The organism is Rhodococcus sp. CH91, from assembly GCF_022554085.1.
Classification (GTDB): Bacteria; Actinomycetota; Actinomycetes; order Mycobacteriales; family Mycobacteriaceae; genus Rhodococcus.
In genome coordinates, this window is record NZ_JAKFYR010000011.1 from 32336 (window position 1) to 47314 (window position 14979).

Here is a 14979-nt window from a genome sequence, read left to right on the forward strand (position 1 = left end):
CGCGAGTCCACGCTCCGGAGCGATGTGAGGGCGGATCGCCGACCTGCGGGTAGTTTCGTTATCCATGGTCGACGAGCCCCCACTCCGCCGGCGCGCCGAGGGGGTGCCGGGTGTTCCCAGGGAACGCCCCGCACCCCCTCCGCGTCCCGAACGCGCGCCCTTGCCCGACGCGCTGCTCCGCCGGGTCAAGCAGTTCTCGGGACGGCTGTCCACCGAAGCCGTCCACGTGATGCAGGAGCAGCTTCCGTTCTTCGCCGATCTCGACGCCTCGCAGCGGTCGACGGTGCAGTTGGTGATCCAGACCTCGGTGGTGGATTTCCTCGAGTGGGTCCGCAATCCCGACAGCGACCTGCAGTTCAGCCTCGACGCCTTCCAGATGATCCCGCAGGACCTCGCGCGGCGGCTGACCCTGCGTCAGACCGTGGACATGGTCCGGGCGGCGATGGAGTTCTTCGAGCAGTGGCTCCCCGCCCTCGCCCGCAACGAGGAACAGCTCGTGGCGCTCACCGAGGCGATCCTGCGGTACGGCCGGGAACTCGGGTTCGCCGCGGCGGCGGTCTATGCGAGTGCCGCCGAATCCCGGGGTGCCTGGGACACCCGCCTCGAGGCGCTGGTGGTCGACGCCGTGGTCCGCGGGGACACCGGACCCGACATGCAGTCGCGGGCCGCGACCCTCAATTGGGACGCGACGGCACCGGCGACGGTGATCGTCGGTACCCCGCCTCCCGACCAGGGGGTGTCGGTGATCACCACGGTGCACACCGTCGCCCAGGAACACGGTCGTGCCGCACTCGCGGTGGTGCAGGGCGAACGGCTGGTGATGGTGGTCAGCGGTGAACTGCACGGCTCTGCGGATGCGGCGAACTTCCGCTCCGAGCTGATGCGGGCGTTCTCCGACGACCCGGTGGTGATCGGCCCGACGACACCGACGCTCGCCACCGCCCACGTCTCCGCGGTCGAGGCGCTCGCCGGCATGGAGGCGGTCGTGGGGTGGCCGGGCGCGCCCCGCCCCGTGCACGCCTCCGAGTTGCTGCCCGAGCGGGCGCTGCTCGGTGACCCCGGTGCGATCGCCGCGCTCGAGGACTTCATCGTCGCCCCGCTCGCGGCCGCCGGTCCGTCCCTCGCGGAGACTCTCGACGCATACCTCGACAGCGGCGGCGCTGTCGAGTCCTGCGCGCGAAAGCTGTTTGTTCATCCAAATACCGTGCGGTACCGATTGAAGCGGATCACAGAGGTGACCGGTCGGGATCCCACAAATCCGCGGGACGGCTACGTGCTCCGGATCGCATCGACGGTAGGCCGTCTGGCACAAAGACATAACGAATTGAGAACCCCTGCAACACCAGCCACCAGGTTCACAACGCGCGAATCGGACACGTAACGTCTCCTACCTTTTCGTCGATGCTGACCAGCGACGTGCAGATTTGTAGGGTTCCCACAAATCGAGGCGTCAGCTTTCATCGCTACCGACATCTCGCGAGGGCGCCTTTCCGGTGTTCCCTGGTCATCGTGATTTCGCTGCTTGCCCCCGGTCAGGGGTCTCAAACACCTGGAATGCTCGCCCCGTGGCTCGAGCAATCCGGAGCGCGCGACCGCCTCGAGCAGTGGTCGCAGACGGCAGGACTCGACCTCGTCCGTCTGGGCACCACTGCCACCGCCGACGAGATCACCGACACCGCGGTGACCCAGCCGCTCGTGGTGGCGTCGGCCCTCCTCGCGTTCGAGGAGGTCGATCGTCTCGGCCTCGTACCCGCAGACACGATCGTCGCCGGGCACTCCGTCGGCGAGCTCGCCGCCGCCGCGATCGCGGGCGTCATCAGCGCCGACGACGCCGTCGCCCTCGCCGCGATCCGCGGCGCCGAGATGGCCCGGGCCTGCGCACTCGAACCGACCGGGATGTCCGCCGTCCTCGGCGGCGCCGAGGACGAGGTGCTCGCGCGCCTGTCCGAGCTGGATCTGACCCCGGCGAACATGAACGCTGCCGGCCAGATCGTCGCCGCCGGGCGCATCGCCGCGCTCGAGGAGCTCGCCGCGAATCCGCCGGAGAAGGCCAGGGTCCGGCCGCTGCCGGTCGCCGGCGCCTTCCACACCCGCTTCATGGCGCCCGCCCAGGACGCCGTGGCCGCCGCCGCGTCGAAGATCACACCGGCCGCTCCCGAGCGCACCCTGCTGTCGAACTTCGACGGCAGGCCCGTCACCTCCGGAGCCGAAGCACTCGAGCGTCTCGCAGCCCAGGTCACCCGCCCCGTCCGGTGGGATCTGTGCACCGCCTACCTGCGAGAAGCGCAGGTCGACCGGGTAGTCGAGCTTCCCCCCGCCGGCACGCTCGTGGGTATCGCCAAGCGCGAGATGCGCGGCACGCCCACCGTGGCCCTCAAGACCCCCGCGGAAATCTCCGCTCTGGCCGAAAGTCTTCAACTCGGTTAGGTTGCTGCGCGCGCCGTCGCACAGCACGGGCACCTCACCGGGATCTCCCCGGACCCCCCGGACGGAAACATCCGACCGGTTTCGTACGACATAGTCGACAGATCGAGAAGGGAGCCACATCGTGGCCGCAACCCAGGAAGAAATCATCGCCGGTCTCGCCGAGATCATCGAAGAGGTCACCGGCATCGAGCCCTCCGAGGTGACCGTCGAGAAGTCCTTCGTCGACGACCTCGACATCGACTCGCTCTCCATGGTCGAGATCGCCGTCCAGACCGAGGACAAGTACGGCGTGAAGATCCCCGACGAGGATCTCGCCAGCCTCCGCACCGTCGGCGACGCCGTCTCCTACATCCAGAAGCTCGAGGCCGCAGGCGTTCAGGCCACGAACGACAACGAATGAGCTCAGCTGTGACATCCCCTTCTCCTCGGACCCTCCGCAACGTCGTCGTCACCAGCCTCGCGGCTACGACGTCGATCGCCGGCGACGTGGACGCCACCTGGAAGGCGCTCCTGGCCGGTGAGAGCGGGATCAGCACCGTCGAGGGCGGGTTCGTCGACGAGTACGACCTGCCCGTCCGTATCGGCGGAACTCTCAAGGTCAGCCCCGACGAGGGGCTGTCCCGCGTCGAGGTGCGCCGGATGAGCTTCGTCGAGCGACTCGCGCTGACTCTCGGGCGCACGGTCTGGCAGAACGCCGGCAGCCCCGAGGTCGACAAGGATCGTCTCGGCGTGGTCATCGGAACGGGGCTCGGTGGCGGTGAGTCGCTGATCGACGCCGTCGACAAGCTCCGCCAGGGCGGCTACCGCAAGGTGTCGCCGTTCGCCGTGCAGATGATCATGCCGAACGGGCCGTCGGCGACGGTCGGGCTCGAACTCGGCGCCCGCGCCGGGGTCGTCACTCCGGTCTCGGCATGCTCGTCCGGTTCCGAGGCGATCGCCAACGCGCACCGGATGATCGCTTTCGGCGACGCCGACATCGTCGTGACCGGCGGTGTCGAAGGTCAGCTGGATGCGGTCGCCACTGCCGGCTTCGCGATGATGCGGGCGCTGAGCACCCGCAACGACGACCCGCAGGGCGCATCGCGACCGTTCGACAAGGACCGCGACGGCTTCGTCTTCGGCGAGGCCGGCGCGCTGATGGTTCTCGAGAGCGAGGAACACGCCAAGGCGCGTGGGGCGACGATCCATGCTCGGCTCCTCGGCTCCGGCATCACGTCGGACGGGTACCACATCGTCGCACCCGATCCCGAGGGCACGGGTGCGGCACGGGCCATGCGGCGGGCCATCGAGACCGCCGGGCTCACCAAGGCCGACATCGGGCACGTCAACGCACACGCGACGGCCACCCCGATCGGCGATACTGCCGAGGCCAAGGCCATCAACGCGGCAGTGGGCAACCACGCCGCGATCTACGCGCCGAAGTCCGCGCTCGGACATTCGATCGGCGCGGTGGGTGCACTCGAAGCAGTACTCACGGTCCTGACACTGCGTGACGCGGTCATCCCGCCCACGCTGAATCTCGAGAACCAGGATCCAGAGATCGATCTCGACGTGGTCAAGGGCGAACCGCGTTCCGGCCGGATCGATTTCGCGCTGAACAATTCGTTCGGTTTCGGTGGGCACAACGTGGCGCTCGCATTCGGTCGCGCCTGACCGTACGCGCCTGTTCGCCCCCTCGCGGTGGAGGGGCCCCCCACGNAACGTGGCGCTCGCATTCGGTCGCGCCTGACCGTACGCGCCTGTTCGCCCCCTCGCGGTGAAGGCTCCCTCACGGAGCCTTCACCGCGGCCCACCACCACCGCGTCTGCCCGAGGAGTACCCGATGACCATCCTGGATCCCGCCACCCTTCGTGAGACGCCGGTGGACCCGAGAGATCCGTCGGCCCGTCTCGAGAATCTGTTCGATCCGGGCAGCCTGGAGTTGCTGCATCCGCGAGACAAGTCCGGTGTACTCGCCGCGATCGGAAGCATCGACGGCATCCGCACCGTCGCCTACTGCTCGGACGCCACCGTCATGGGTGGCGCCATGGGTGTCGAAGGATGCAGGCACATCGTCGCCGCGATCGATCACGCCATCGACTACGGGATTCCGGTGGTGGGCATCTTCCATTCCGGTGGCGCCCGCCTCGCCGAGGGTGTCGAGGCTCTCCACGCGGTCGGCCTGGTCTTCGAGGCCATGGTGCGCGCGTCCGGCCTGATCCCCCAGATCTCCGTCGTTGTCGGCTTTGCGGCCGGCGGCGCCGCCTACGGTCCCGCGTTGACCGACATCGTCATCATGGCTCCCGAGGGCCGTGTCTTCGTCACCGGTCCCGATGTCGTGCGCAGCGTCACCGGTGAGCAGGTCGACATGGAGTCACTGGGTGGCCCGGAGACGCACACCAAGAAGTCCGGCGTCGCCCACATCGCCGCGCACGACGAGGCCGACGCCCTGCACCGGGCACGGAAACTGGTCGCGATGCTCACCGAACAAGGCGAATTCGATGTCACGGCCGCAGCACTCGGCGACACGGATCTGCGGGCACTGCTCCCCGAGTCGCCGCGACGCGCGTACGACGTGCGGCCCATCGTCCACGAGTTGCTCGACAACGTCGACGGCGACTCGACCTTCGAGGAGATCCAGGCCGGCTGGGCACGGAACATCGTCACCGGTTTCGGTCGTCTCGGCGGCCGCACCGTCGGTGTCATCGCCAACAACCCGCTCCGCCTCGGCGGATGTCTCAATTCCGAAAGTGCCGAGAAGGCAGCCCGTTTCGTGCGGATGTGCGACGCCTTCGGTGTTCCCCTCGTCGTCATCGTCGACGTGCCGGGTTATCTGCCGGGCGTGAGCCAGGAATGGGAAGGCGTCGTGCGACGTGGCGCCAAGCTGCTCCACGCCTTCGCCGAGGCGAAGGTTCCGCGCGTCACGCTCGTCACGCGCAAGATCTACGGCGGGGCGTACATCGCGATGAACTCCCGCGCACTCGGTGCGACCGCCGTCTACGCGTGGCCGGAATCCGAGGTCGCGGTCATGGGCGCGAAGGCCGCTGTGGGAATCCTCCACAAGAAGGCGCTCGCCGCCGCCCCCGAGGACGAGCGCGAAGCACTGCACGACCGCCTGGCAGCGGAGCACGAGTCGATCGCCGGTGGAGTCGGGCGGGCGATGGCCATCGGTGTCGTCGACGAGATGATCGATCCCGCCACCACCCGCAGCACCCTCGCTGCTGCTCTCGCTGCCGCTCCTGCGGTTCGCGGCCGGCACAAGAACATTCCGCTCTGACCCACACGAGAACACCGGCACCGCTCCTTCGGGGCGGTGCCGGTGTTCTCGTATCGGCGGGTGGGGCAGCCCGGCCACGGGCCCGCGGAGGCAGCGGACCGGGAAGCGGCAGGCGCAGGAGAGGATCGGTCAGCCGACGTTCCGGCGGAGCCACGTCACCTGGGCACCCTCGTCGCCACTGCGGTACGGCTCGAGTTCCTCGTCCCAGGCGGTCCCGAGAGCCCGGTGCATTTCGCTCGTGATGTCGGAGGAGGAGAGCATGGCGCGCAGCCGCATCTCGCCCAGCACGACGTCGCCGTTCGCACTGGTGACTCCTCGCCACAGACCCAGCCGGGGTACGTAGCTGAAGCGCTCGCCGTCCACGCCTTCGCTGGGATTCTCGGTGATCTCGAAGCGGAGCATCGGCCACGACCGCAGCACCTCTGCGAGCCGGGCGCCCGTGCCGACGGGACCCACCCAGTCGGCGCAGGTACGAAGCAGACCCGGCGCGGCCGGCTGACCCGTCCAGGCCAGGTCGGGCCGGCAATCGAGAAGGTCCGCCAGGGCCCACTCGATGTGCGGGCACACCGCAGCCGGGGACGAGTGGACATAGATGACCCCCGCCGTGGCATCCGCGAACTGGTTGGATGCGCGCATACATTCACCTCCGATTCGACCAGGACGTCTTCCCCAACGACCTTCGTCGATCAAGGCTTCTTCATGCAGGCTGGTACAAGTGTGCCTGTGGTGTCCGTGTTTCGCCAGCGAACCAAAGAGGTTTATGTGAATTCTGAGATGACCGCATCTCCGAGAGCGGGCCACAACGGTTTCGCCCAGTCACCGAAGGCACGATCAGTAAGTACCACACACGCGACGGAAATTTCCGGATCTACCCAAATGAAGGTGCCGGACTGACCGAAATGCCCGAAAGTTCCGGGTGAATTGCGCGATGCGGTCCAGTGCGGATTCTTCTCGCCCCGGATTTCGAATCCGAGGCCCCAGTCGTTCGGTTTGAACATTCCGTAGCCCGGCACCAGTCCGTTCAGGCCGGGGAACTGCACGCGGGTCGCCTCGGAGACCGTGTCCTGCGAGAGCAGTTCGGGGGCAAGCAACTCGCGCGCGAACAGGGTCAGGTCGGCCACCGAGGACTGTGCGCCGTGGCCGGCAGGACCGGGCAGGGAGGACGAGCGCATATCCAGCGGCTCGAAGACGGCCTGTTCCAGGTACTCGGGGAAGGCGATGCCGGTTTCCGCCTCGATCAGTTCGGCGAGCACCTCGAATCCGGCGCTGGAGTAGATCCGCTTCTTCCCCGGTTCGGTCTGCGCGACACGGTCACCGAAAGCGAGTCCCGAGGCGTGGGCGAGCAGATGCCGCACCGTCGCCCCGGGAGGACCTGCCGGTTGATCCAGTTCGATCGCACCCTCTTCGATGGCCACGAGTGCCGCACAGGCGACGAGCGGCTTCGTCACGGATGCGAGGGGGAAGACCTCGTCGAGGTCTCCCCTGGACGCGACCGTGCCGCCGTCGCGGGTCACCACCGCGGCGGCGGCACGGTCGACAGGCCATTCACTGATCAGATCGAGGCTGTGCACCCGACGAGCCTACGAGACGGACCGGAGGCGTGATTCACCAGTCGGCTTCGGTGTACCGGATGACGCCGCGGATGTTGCGGCCTTCGAGCATGTCCCGGTAACCGTCGTTGATCTGCTCGAGGGTGTACGTGCGGGTCACCATGTCGGCCAGGTTCAGCTGACCGGACTTGTACAGATCGAGCAGGTTCGGAATGTCCACCCGCGCGTTGCATCCGCCGAAGATGTTGCCCTTGAGATCCTTCTGGAGCATCGAGAACAGGAAGGAATTGAGCTTGACGTCCATGTCCGACATGTAGCCCATGGCGGTCACGACGCACCGGCCGCCCTTCGCCGTGAGCGTCAGCGCCGGATCGACGAGCTCACCCTTCATCTCCCCCACGGTGATGATCGTCGAGTGGCACATGCGGCCCCAGGTGATCTCCATGATGGGCACGATGGCCTCCTCGATGGAGGCAAAGGTGTGCGTGGCACCGAACTTGAGCGCCTGCTCGCGCTTCCACGGCTCCGGGTCGATCGCGAACACGTACCGCGCGCCCGAGGCGACGGCTCCCTGCAGGGCGCTCATGCCCACGCCACCGACACCGATGACGGCGACCGAGTCGCCGGCCTTGACCTCGGCGATGTTGGTCGCCGAGCCCCAGCCCGTGGGAACACCGCAACCGACCAGGGCGGCGAGTTCGAACGGTACTTCCTTGTCGATCTTGACGACCTGGCTCTGGTTGACCGTCATGTAGGGGGCGAACGTTCCGAGCAGGCACATCGCGATCACGTTCTGGCCGCGTGCCCGGATGCGGTAGGTGCCGTCGGAGATCGCCTGTCCGCTGAGCAGGCCCGCGCCGAGGTCGCACAGGTTCGAGTGCCCCGATGCACAGGAGGGACAGCGGCCGCAGGCAGGGATGAAGGACAGCACGACGTGGTCGCCCACCTCGAGTCCCACCACGCCCTCGCCGACCTTCGTGATCACGCCCGCGCCCTCGTGGCCACCCATGGCAGGGAAGGACGGCATCGGGGTCGCGCCCGTGACGATGTGGTGGTCGGAGTGGCACATGCCGGCGGCTTCCATCCGGATCTGGACTTCGCCCGCAACCGGATCACCGAGTTCGATCTCCTCGACCGACCACGGTTCGTCGATGCCCCACAGCACTGCACCCTTGGTCTTCATCTGCTCGTCCTCCATCGCATTGCCGGTTGTGCACGTGACGATAGCCACAATCCCACAGAATTGGAACAGGTTCTAGGGAAGTTCCCGGCGCGGACGTGCGCGCAGCCTCGGGACAGCGGAAGGTGCGGTCACGTGAGTTACCACCACCCGATCGTCCGAGAGGATTCGCCGGGCCCGAAAGTCCGGAAATCACTTTTCGCGGGCGGCGAGGGTCGCCACCGGTTCGCACACGACGATCGCGTTCGGAGATTCCCGCATCCCGGCGGACTGCGAATTGCTCCAGGGCTCACGAAGTCCGAAGAAATCGACCGGCGCGGAATTCGCATTGTCTCCGAAATCCGTCGACGTCGCGATTCTCACCTGTGCCCGTATCGAGTAATTCGAAACCCGGCGTCGTCGACGGTGCGACCGCGCGGGCAACGCGCGGCTCGACCGATCCACCGAGACCGACGCCGCCCTCGGCGCCGCCCACGCCCGGCCCGGCTCGCCGGGGAACGACTCGAGTCGGCGGCGCCGTCTCCGAGGCAGACCTCATTCACCCACGAACTCCCGCGATATTCATCCTCTCATTGTAGAGAATGGCATTTCCGTCTAACGTGATCCTCATGTTCGATCGCGGCGAGGGCCGCCGCATCGGCATCGGACAACGGAGGACGAACCATGACGACGAAGGCGCTCGCGCCCGACGTATCCACGTGGCCGGCAGACGACCCGCAGCTCATCGGGAGCCGCTGCGACGACTGCTCCGCGACCACCTGGCCGACCCAGCCGCGCTGCCCCCGGTGCAGCGGCGCGAACATCTCGGAACTGCTGCTGCCCCGCCGCGGCACGCTCGTGGCCTGGACCACCCAGGGCTTCGTCCCGAAGCAGCCCTATGCGGGGAACGAAACGGCCGCGACCTTCACCCCGTTCGCATTCGGACTGATCCAGCTCGGCGACGTCGTCCGCGTCGAGGCCCGCCTCACCGAGACCGACCCGGACAAGCTCGTGCCCGGTACGGAACTCGAGCTGACCTTCGTCCCCTTCTACACGGACGACGACGGCACCGACATCGTCACCTGGGCCTTCGCGCCGATCTGATCCGCACACATCCCATCGAGGAGTTCCCGACATCATGAACGACGTTGCCATCATCGGGGTGGGCCTTCACCCGTTCGGTAGATTCGGCGCCAAGTCGGCCATCGACATGGCCGCCGACGCAATTCAGCTCGCCCTCGAGGACTCGGGTGTCGCCTGGAAGGACATCCAGTTCGGAATCGGCGGTAGCTACGAGGTCGACAACACCGACGCGGTCACCCGCCTGGTGGGCCTGACCGGCATCCCCTTCACGAACGTGTTCAACGCCTGCGCGACGTCCGCGAGCGCGATCGAGCAGACGGCCGACGGTATCCGCTCCGGCAAGTACGACATCGGCATCGCGGTGGGCACCGACAAGCATCCCCGCGGGGCGTTCACCGCCGATCCCGCCATGCTGGGCCTGCCCGCCTGGTACGCCGAGAACGGCCAGTTCGTCACCACGAAGTTCTTCGGCATGAAAGCCAACCGCTACACGATCGATCACGGCATCTCGCACGAGACACTCGCACGGGTCGCCGCGAAGAACTACCGCAACGGCGGCCTCAACCCGAAGGCCTTCCGCCGCACCGAGTTCAGCATCGAGGAGATCCTGTCCTCACCCATGCTCAACTACCCGCTCACCGCGAAGATGTTCTGCGCTCCGGACGAGGGCGCCGCAGCGGTCATCATGTGCCGCGGCGACCTGGTCTCCAAATACACCGCCAACAAGCCGGTCTACCTGCGCTCCACTGCGATTCGCACCCGCACCTACGGCGCCTACGAGGTCCACGCGACGTGGGCCGCGGTCGACGAGGACGTCTCCCCCACCGTCTACGCCGCCAAGGCCGCATACGAGGCCGCCGGAATCGGGCCCGAGGACGTCGATGTCGCGCAGCTCCAGGACACCGACGCCGGTGCGGAGGTGATCCACATGGCCGAGACGGGTCTGTGCGCGGACGGCGATCAGGAGAAGCTGATCGCGGAGGGGGCCACCGAGATCGGTGGATCCCTGCCCGTGAACACCGACGGCGGACTCATCGCCAACGGTGAGCCCATCGGCGCCTCCGGTATCCGCCAGGTCCACGAGCTGGTCCTGCAATTGCGTGGGCAGGCCGGCGAACGGCAGGTCCCCGGCGAGCCCAAGGTCGGGCTCGCACAGGTCTACGGCGCACCCGGCACTGCCGCCGCGTCGATCCTGTCACTCTGAGTATCACTCAACTTCCCGAAAGATCGGCCGCCGCACGGTAACTCACGTGTGGCGGCCGATCCGCATCAGGGGGCGGCCGAGTCCGGTATCACAGCACCCCGGGGTGCCCCTCCCGAAAGCGCGCCGGTAGCCTTCCAACCACAGCGGGTCGGCTGTCGGGGAACGACTCATCATCATCACCATTTCCAGTCGAGGAGTTCTTCCGTGCGTCGATCCGTCGTGCCCCGTCGTGGATTCCGCAGCCTTGCACTCGCCGTCGCGACAGCCTCGGCGATCCTGTGCGGCAGTGTCACCGCGCAGGCCGCCCCCCGGGAAGGTGCGTACGTCGACAGCGTCGACGAGATCACCGACCAGCACTGGGTGGTCGGCGTCTATTCACCCGCGATGGACACCGTCGTACCGCTCGATGTCCTGCGCCCGGCCGATCCGAGTGCGCCGCGCCCGGTCGTCTACGCCCTGGGAGGTGCGGGAGTCGGCGTCATTCCCGGAACGGGCTGGATGGAGAGCAGCGACATCACCGAGTTCTTCTCGGACAAGGACGTCAACGTGGTGATCCCGGCGACCGGCAATTTCAGCTATTTCACCGACTGGACCAGCGACGATCCGGTTCTCGGCCGCAACCGGTGGCAGACCTTCCTCACCGAGGAACTCCCGTCCGTCGTCGACGCTCTCCTCGAGACGGACGGTGCCCGGTCGATCATCGGGATGTCGATGAGCGCGGGTGCCGCCCTGGATCTCGCGATCCAGAGCGGAGATCTGTATTCCGGTGTCGCCTCCTTCAGCGGCTGTGTGCGGACCAGCGATCCCGTCGGCCGGCAGTACGTCAAGCTCGTCGTCGAACGGCGCGGCAAGGGCGACGTCGAGAACATGTGGGGACCGGTGGGCGCTCCGCGCTGGGCCGAGCACGACGTCTACCTCAATGCGGAAGGCTTGCGCGGCAAAGCGCTGTACCTGTCGAGCCGCAACGGCCTTCCCGGACCGCACGACGTTCCCGGCGAGGCACGCGCGGCCGGCGAGTCGTTCACCACGCAGATCGTGGCGGGCGGGGCGATCGAGGCCGCGACAAGCATCTGCACCAGGCAGCTGGTGGACCGGCTCGAGGCCCTCGACATCCCTGTCACAGCCGATCTCGGTGCAGCAGGGACGCATTCGTGGGGTTACTGGGAAGACGATCTGCGCAAGGCCTGGCCGGTCCTCGCCGCCGCGATGAACATCGAGGACTGAGCCTACGAGGGCGTCATCGATCGGAACTCAACCGGACGCGGGCCACGACCGCGAGGTGGTCCGCTCCGGGCAGGTCGACCGAGTCGAGGGTCAGCGCCGTCCCGTCCGCGACCAGGATGTGGTCGATCGCCACGAGCGGCGGACCCGGCCGGTCGGCCGGAAAGGTGCGCACCGTCCCGGCGCCCACCTGTTCGGCGGCGTCCCCGAAACGCCCCGAGAGCAACGCGCGGTACTGCGAATGGCCGTAGGTCGCGTTGAAATCACCGCCCACGACGGCGGGAATATCGGCCGGAGAGTTGTCGAGAATGTCCTTCAGGTGCGCCAGTTCGGTGGCCCACACCTCGGTGCCGAAGACCGGTGGCACGGGATGGAAGGCGTAGACCGCGACCGGTCCCGCACCCGGTATCTCGGCGATCGCCGAGATCTGACGGAACACGAACCCGTCGTACTCGACGGTTTCGGACAGCGGGTGACGACTCCAGATTCCCGTTCCCGCCGCCAGGGAGCCGGGAACGACGTAACGGTGAGGAAGCAGATCGTCGAGTTCTGCCTCGGCGAGCGCGTCGACTGCCACGGGGGTGAGTTCGTTCACCGTGAGCAGATCGACGTCCAGGTCGCGCACCCGCGCGACCACCGCATCGGGATCGGCGCCCCCGTCGTACAGGATGTTCGCCTGCATCACCGTCACGACGGGCCCGTCCTCCCGCGCCTCGGTCCCGACATGCAGGGGCGCCTGCGTCCAGACCGCCGCGGTGGCGACAGCCGCCGCCACCAGCACCCCGATGCCGCGCCGTCGGACCGCGAAGACCACCAGGCCGACGAACGCACCGGCCATCAGATACGGAGCACCCGACGCCGCGAGCACGAGCGGCCGAGCCGACGACGTACTGAAATAGAGCGCGATCCCGGCAGCACCGGCCGCGGTCGCCACCCACCCGAGAACATCTGCACCGAGCCGAAGCCACTTCGCCGTCACCTCCGCCACACAACCACCCCGGCGATGCGCGCGCGAGCACTCGTCATCGGCCGGTCCGCGTGACCATGGCCGCAAGACGCCCGGCCAGCCTCTCCGCGGCCTCCCGCAACTCCGGCGGATCGAGCAACACCGCGTCCACACCCATCCGCGCGACGTGCGTCAGGACCCAGTCCGGATCCTGCGCACCGACGACGAGCACGCACCACCCGTCGTCGTCCTCTTCGACACGTCCGACCTGCGGCGGCACCATGTCCCGCACCTGCTCGGCGTCCGCCCGCAGACGGATACGGGCGATGTACGGATAGGGAGCCTCGGTGACCGATCTCTGCACGTAGGCCACCGGGTCGGGGTGGCTGCGGGGGCGGAACCGCCAGGTCGTGGGTGCCACCTCCCGCATGCGATCGAGCCGGAACGTGCGCCAGTCGTCGCGGTCGACGTCCCAGGCCATGAGATACCAGTGCTGTCCGGTGGCCACCATCCGCACCGGTTCCACCGTGCGCTCGCCGTCCGTCTCGTCCCGCGTGGTGTACCGGAATCGCACGCGGGTCGCGTCGCGGCAGGCGCGCGCCAGCGCCGTCAATATCTCCGCATCGATCTCGGTACCCGCTCCCACGACGGTCTCGGTGGCGCCGTAGACAGCCCGCACCTGCTCGCGCAGCCGCGGCGGCATCACCTGATCGAGTTTCGCGAGTGCGCGCAGCGCGGACTCGGCCGCGCCGGCGATCGTGCTGCCCGACGCCAGTCGCAGCGATACCGCCGTGGCGATCGCTTCGTCGTCGTGCAGCAGCAGAGGCGGCAATCGGGTGCCGGCTCCGAGTTGATAGCCGCCACCGACGCCCGGTGTCGCGCGTACGGGATAGCCGAGGGCGCGCAACCGGTCCACGTCGCGGCGCACCGAACGATCGGTGACGCCGAGCTCCCCGGCGAGTTCGACAGCAGTCCAGGACGGCCGGCTCTGCAGCAGCGCCAGCACCCGCAGGACCCGCTCGGTGGTCGACTCGACGGTCACCCCACGATGGTCGCACGGATCACGGACCGTAACTGTCCGGAATATGCGCGACCCTGAGTCCATGACCGAGCACAGCTGGAACCGCCTACTGCGAGAACAACTCGCCTATCCGACCCGACGTCGCCTCGACGGCCTCACCGACGAGGAGTACTTCTTCGAGCCGGTGCCGGACTGCTGGAGTGTGCGGCCCCGCGGCACGAGCACCGCTCCCGTGCAGGCGGGGGCCGGTGCGATGACGATCGATTTCGCCTTCCCCGAACCGGATCCGCCCCCGTTCACGACCATCGCGTGGCGGCTCGGGCACGTCGTCGTCGGCGTGCTGGCGATGCGCAACGCGAGCCACTTCGGACGTGCGCCCACCGACTACATGTCGTTCGAGTACGCACCGACCGCCGAGGAGGCCCTGGCCCAATTCGATGCCGAATTCGCCACGTGGACGGCGGGTGTCGAGTCTCTCGGGGAGGACGGACTCACGCGTCCGTGCGGAGACGCGGAAGGGCCGTACGCGCAGCAACCGATGGCGATGCTGGTACTGCACATCAACCGCGAACTCATCCACCATCTGTCGGAGATCTGCCTGCTGCGGGACCTCCATCTGCATTCCCGTTCACGAACCCGAACCCCACAGGAGGCGAGCTGACATGGCCCGCGACGTTCAGATCACCTTCGACTGCGCAGACCCTGCGATGCTGGCCGAATTCTGGGCCGACGTCCTCGGTTACGAGATCCAGAAACCACCCGGCAACTTCGTCTCGTGGGACGACGCGCTCGACGCGATGGGCGTGCCGCTCGACCGGCGCAACGACGCTTCCGCGGTCGTCGATCCGGACGAGGCGGGACCCCGGTTGTTCTTCCAGAAGGTGCCCGAGGGTAAGCAGGCCAAGAACCGGGTGCATCTGGACGTGCGTGCTGCTCCCGGACTCGACGGTGCCGCGCGCATGGATGCGCTGGAAGCCGAGGCCGAACGGCTCGTCACGCGGGGAGCCACACGCCTGGAGCGACACGAACCCTCTCCCCCTCTCGGGGCCGGCCATATCGTGATGGCCGACCCCGAGGGCAACGAATTCTGCCTCGACTGAACTTCTCTCGGA

General features: G+C 67.8%; 15 protein-coding genes. 10 read left to right on the forward strand and 5 right to left on the reverse strand.

What is annotated here, in order from left to right; all coding sequences use genetic code 11:
- The first annotated feature begins 64 nt into the window (after window positions 1-64).
- From MOM01_RS18890 to MOM01_RS18910, 5 genes are all read left to right on the forward strand, one after another.
- Window positions 65-1381 carry a PucR family transcriptional regulator gene (locus MOM01_RS18890; RefSeq protein ID WP_241386981.1) on the forward strand — a complete coding sequence of 439 codons (1317 nt, stop codon included), beginning with the start codon at window positions 65-67 and terminating at the stop codon, window positions 1379-1381.
- Window positions 1382-1509: 128 nt separating this feature from the next.
- The gene (locus tag MOM01_RS18895) at window positions 1510-2427 is read left to right on the forward strand and encodes an ACP S-malonyltransferase (protein WP_241386982.1); all 918 of its coding nucleotides are present in this window, start codon (window positions 1510-1512) and stop codon (window positions 2425-2427) included.
- Between the two features lie 121 nt (window positions 2428-2548).
- Window positions 2549-2827 (forward strand): meromycolate extension acyl carrier protein AcpM, encoded by a 279-nt coding sequence (gene acpM / locus MOM01_RS18900; protein ID WP_241386983.1) that lies wholly within the window; start codon window positions 2549-2551, stop codon window positions 2825-2827.
- On the forward strand, window positions 2824-4080 hold the full coding sequence (locus MOM01_RS18905; protein WP_241386984.1) for a KasA/KasB family beta-ketoacyl-ACP synthase: 1257 nt from the start codon (window positions 2824-2826) through the stop codon (window positions 4078-4080). The genes acpM and MOM01_RS18905 overlap by 4 nt, the downstream gene beginning before the upstream one ends.
- Window positions 4081-4249: 169 nt before the next feature.
- Window positions 4250-5683 (forward strand): acyl-CoA carboxylase subunit beta, encoded by a 1434-nt coding sequence (locus tag MOM01_RS18910; protein WP_241386985.1) that lies wholly within the window; start codon window positions 4250-4252, stop codon window positions 5681-5683.
- Between the two features lie 129 nt (window positions 5684-5812).
- Here MOM01_RS18910 and MOM01_RS18915 read toward each other — a convergent pair whose 3' ends face one another.
- The 3 genes from MOM01_RS18915 to MOM01_RS18925 all read right to left on the reverse strand — a co-directional run bounded on the left by MOM01_RS18915 (window position 5813) and on the right by MOM01_RS18925 (window position 8416).
- On the reverse strand, window positions 5813-6319 hold the full coding sequence (locus MOM01_RS18915; protein WP_241386986.1) for a DUF3145 domain-containing protein: 507 nt from the start codon (window positions 6317-6319) through the stop codon (window positions 5813-5815).
- A gap of 122 nt (window positions 6320-6441) precedes the next feature.
- Entirely contained in the window at window positions 6442-7254 is an 813-nt protein-coding gene (locus tag MOM01_RS18920) for a serine hydrolase domain-containing protein (protein ID WP_241386987.1), read from the reverse strand.
- Between the two features lie 34 nt (window positions 7255-7288).
- Window positions 7289-8416 carry an NDMA-dependent alcohol dehydrogenase gene (locus MOM01_RS18925; RefSeq protein ID WP_241387104.1) on the reverse strand — a complete coding sequence of 376 codons (1128 nt, stop codon included), beginning with the start codon at window positions 8414-8416 and terminating at the stop codon, window positions 7289-7291.
- 660 nt (window positions 8417-9076) lie between these two features.
- On the opposite strand from MOM01_RS18925, the gene MOM01_RS18930 reads away from it, so the two are divergent.
- The 3 genes from MOM01_RS18930 to MOM01_RS18940 all read left to right on the forward strand — a co-directional run bounded on the left by MOM01_RS18930 (window position 9077) and on the right by MOM01_RS18940 (window position 11903).
- The gene (locus tag MOM01_RS18930; RefSeq protein ID WP_241386988.1) at window positions 9077-9496 is read left to right on the forward strand and encodes a Zn-ribbon domain-containing OB-fold protein; all 420 of its coding nucleotides are present in this window, start codon (window positions 9077-9079) and stop codon (window positions 9494-9496) included.
- A 34-nt stretch (window positions 9497-9530) separates the two neighbouring features.
- Window positions 9531-10679 carry a thiolase family protein gene (locus MOM01_RS18935; protein WP_241386989.1) on the forward strand — a complete coding sequence of 383 codons (1149 nt, stop codon included), beginning with the start codon at window positions 9531-9533 and terminating at the stop codon, window positions 10677-10679.
- Between the two features lie 204 nt (window positions 10680-10883).
- Window positions 10884-11903 (forward strand): alpha/beta hydrolase, encoded by a 1020-nt coding sequence (locus tag MOM01_RS18940; RefSeq protein WP_241386990.1) that lies wholly within the window; start codon window positions 10884-10886, stop codon window positions 11901-11903.
- Between the two features lie 13 nt (window positions 11904-11916).
- Here MOM01_RS18940 and MOM01_RS18945 read toward each other — a convergent pair whose 3' ends face one another.
- Together MOM01_RS18945 and MOM01_RS18950 are read right to left on the reverse strand one after the other, a co-directional pair.
- Window positions 11917-12888 (reverse strand): endonuclease/exonuclease/phosphatase family protein, encoded by a 972-nt coding sequence (locus tag MOM01_RS18945; protein WP_241386991.1) that lies wholly within the window; start codon window positions 12886-12888, stop codon window positions 11917-11919.
- A 34-nt stretch (window positions 12889-12922) separates the two neighbouring features.
- Window positions 12923-13888, reverse strand: a complete 966-nt coding sequence (locus MOM01_RS18950) for a helix-turn-helix transcriptional regulator (protein WP_241386992.1) — start codon at window positions 13886-13888, stop codon at window positions 12923-12925.
- Window positions 13889-13949: 61 nt separating this feature from the next.
- On the opposite strand from MOM01_RS18950, the gene MOM01_RS18955 reads away from it, so the two are divergent.
- Complete coding sequence (locus MOM01_RS18955) at window positions 13950-14528, forward strand: DinB family protein (RefSeq protein WP_241386993.1); 579 nt, start codon at window positions 13950-13952, stop codon at window positions 14526-14528.
- 1 nt (window position 14529) lies between these two features.
- Window positions 14530-14967 carry a VOC family protein gene (locus MOM01_RS18960; protein ID WP_241386994.1) on the forward strand — a complete coding sequence of 146 codons (438 nt, stop codon included), beginning with the start codon at window positions 14530-14532 and terminating at the stop codon, window positions 14965-14967.
- The last annotated feature ends 12 nt before the right edge of the window (window positions 14968-14979 follow it).

Excerpts from the sequence above, each read along its gene's own strand:
- MOM01_RS18890 (WP_241386981.1), top strand. The coding sequence starts at position 65 with ATGGTCGACGAGCCCCCACTCCGCCGGCGCGCCGAGGGGGTGCCGGGT.
- MOM01_RS18905 (WP_241386984.1), top strand. The coding sequence starts at position 2,824 with ATGAGCTCAGCTGTGACATCCCCTTCTCCTCGGACCCTCCGCAACGTC.
- MOM01_RS18910 (WP_241386985.1), top strand. The coding sequence starts at position 4,250 with ATGACCATCCTGGATCCCGCCACCCTTCGTGAGACGCCGGTGGACCCG.
- MOM01_RS18915 (WP_241386986.1), bottom strand. The coding sequence starts at position 6,319 with ATGCGCGCATCCAACCAGTTCGCGGATGCCACGGCGGGGGTCATCTAT.
- MOM01_RS18925 (WP_241387104.1), bottom strand. The coding sequence starts at position 8,416 with ATGAAGACCAAGGGTGCAGTGCTGTGGGGCATCGACGAACCGTGGTCG.
- MOM01_RS18930 (WP_241386988.1), top strand. The coding sequence starts at position 9,077 with ATGACGACGAAGGCGCTCGCGCCCGACGTATCCACGTGGCCGGCAGAC.
- MOM01_RS18935 (WP_241386989.1), top strand. The coding sequence starts at position 9,531 with ATGAACGACGTTGCCATCATCGGGGTGGGCCTTCACCCGTTCGGTAGA.
- MOM01_RS18955 (WP_241386993.1), top strand. The coding sequence starts at position 13,950 with ATGACCGAGCACAGCTGGAACCGCCTACTGCGAGAACAACTCGCCTAT.
- MOM01_RS18960 (WP_241386994.1), top strand. The coding sequence starts at position 14,530 with ATGGCCCGCGACGTTCAGATCACCTTCGACTGCGCAGACCCTGCGATG.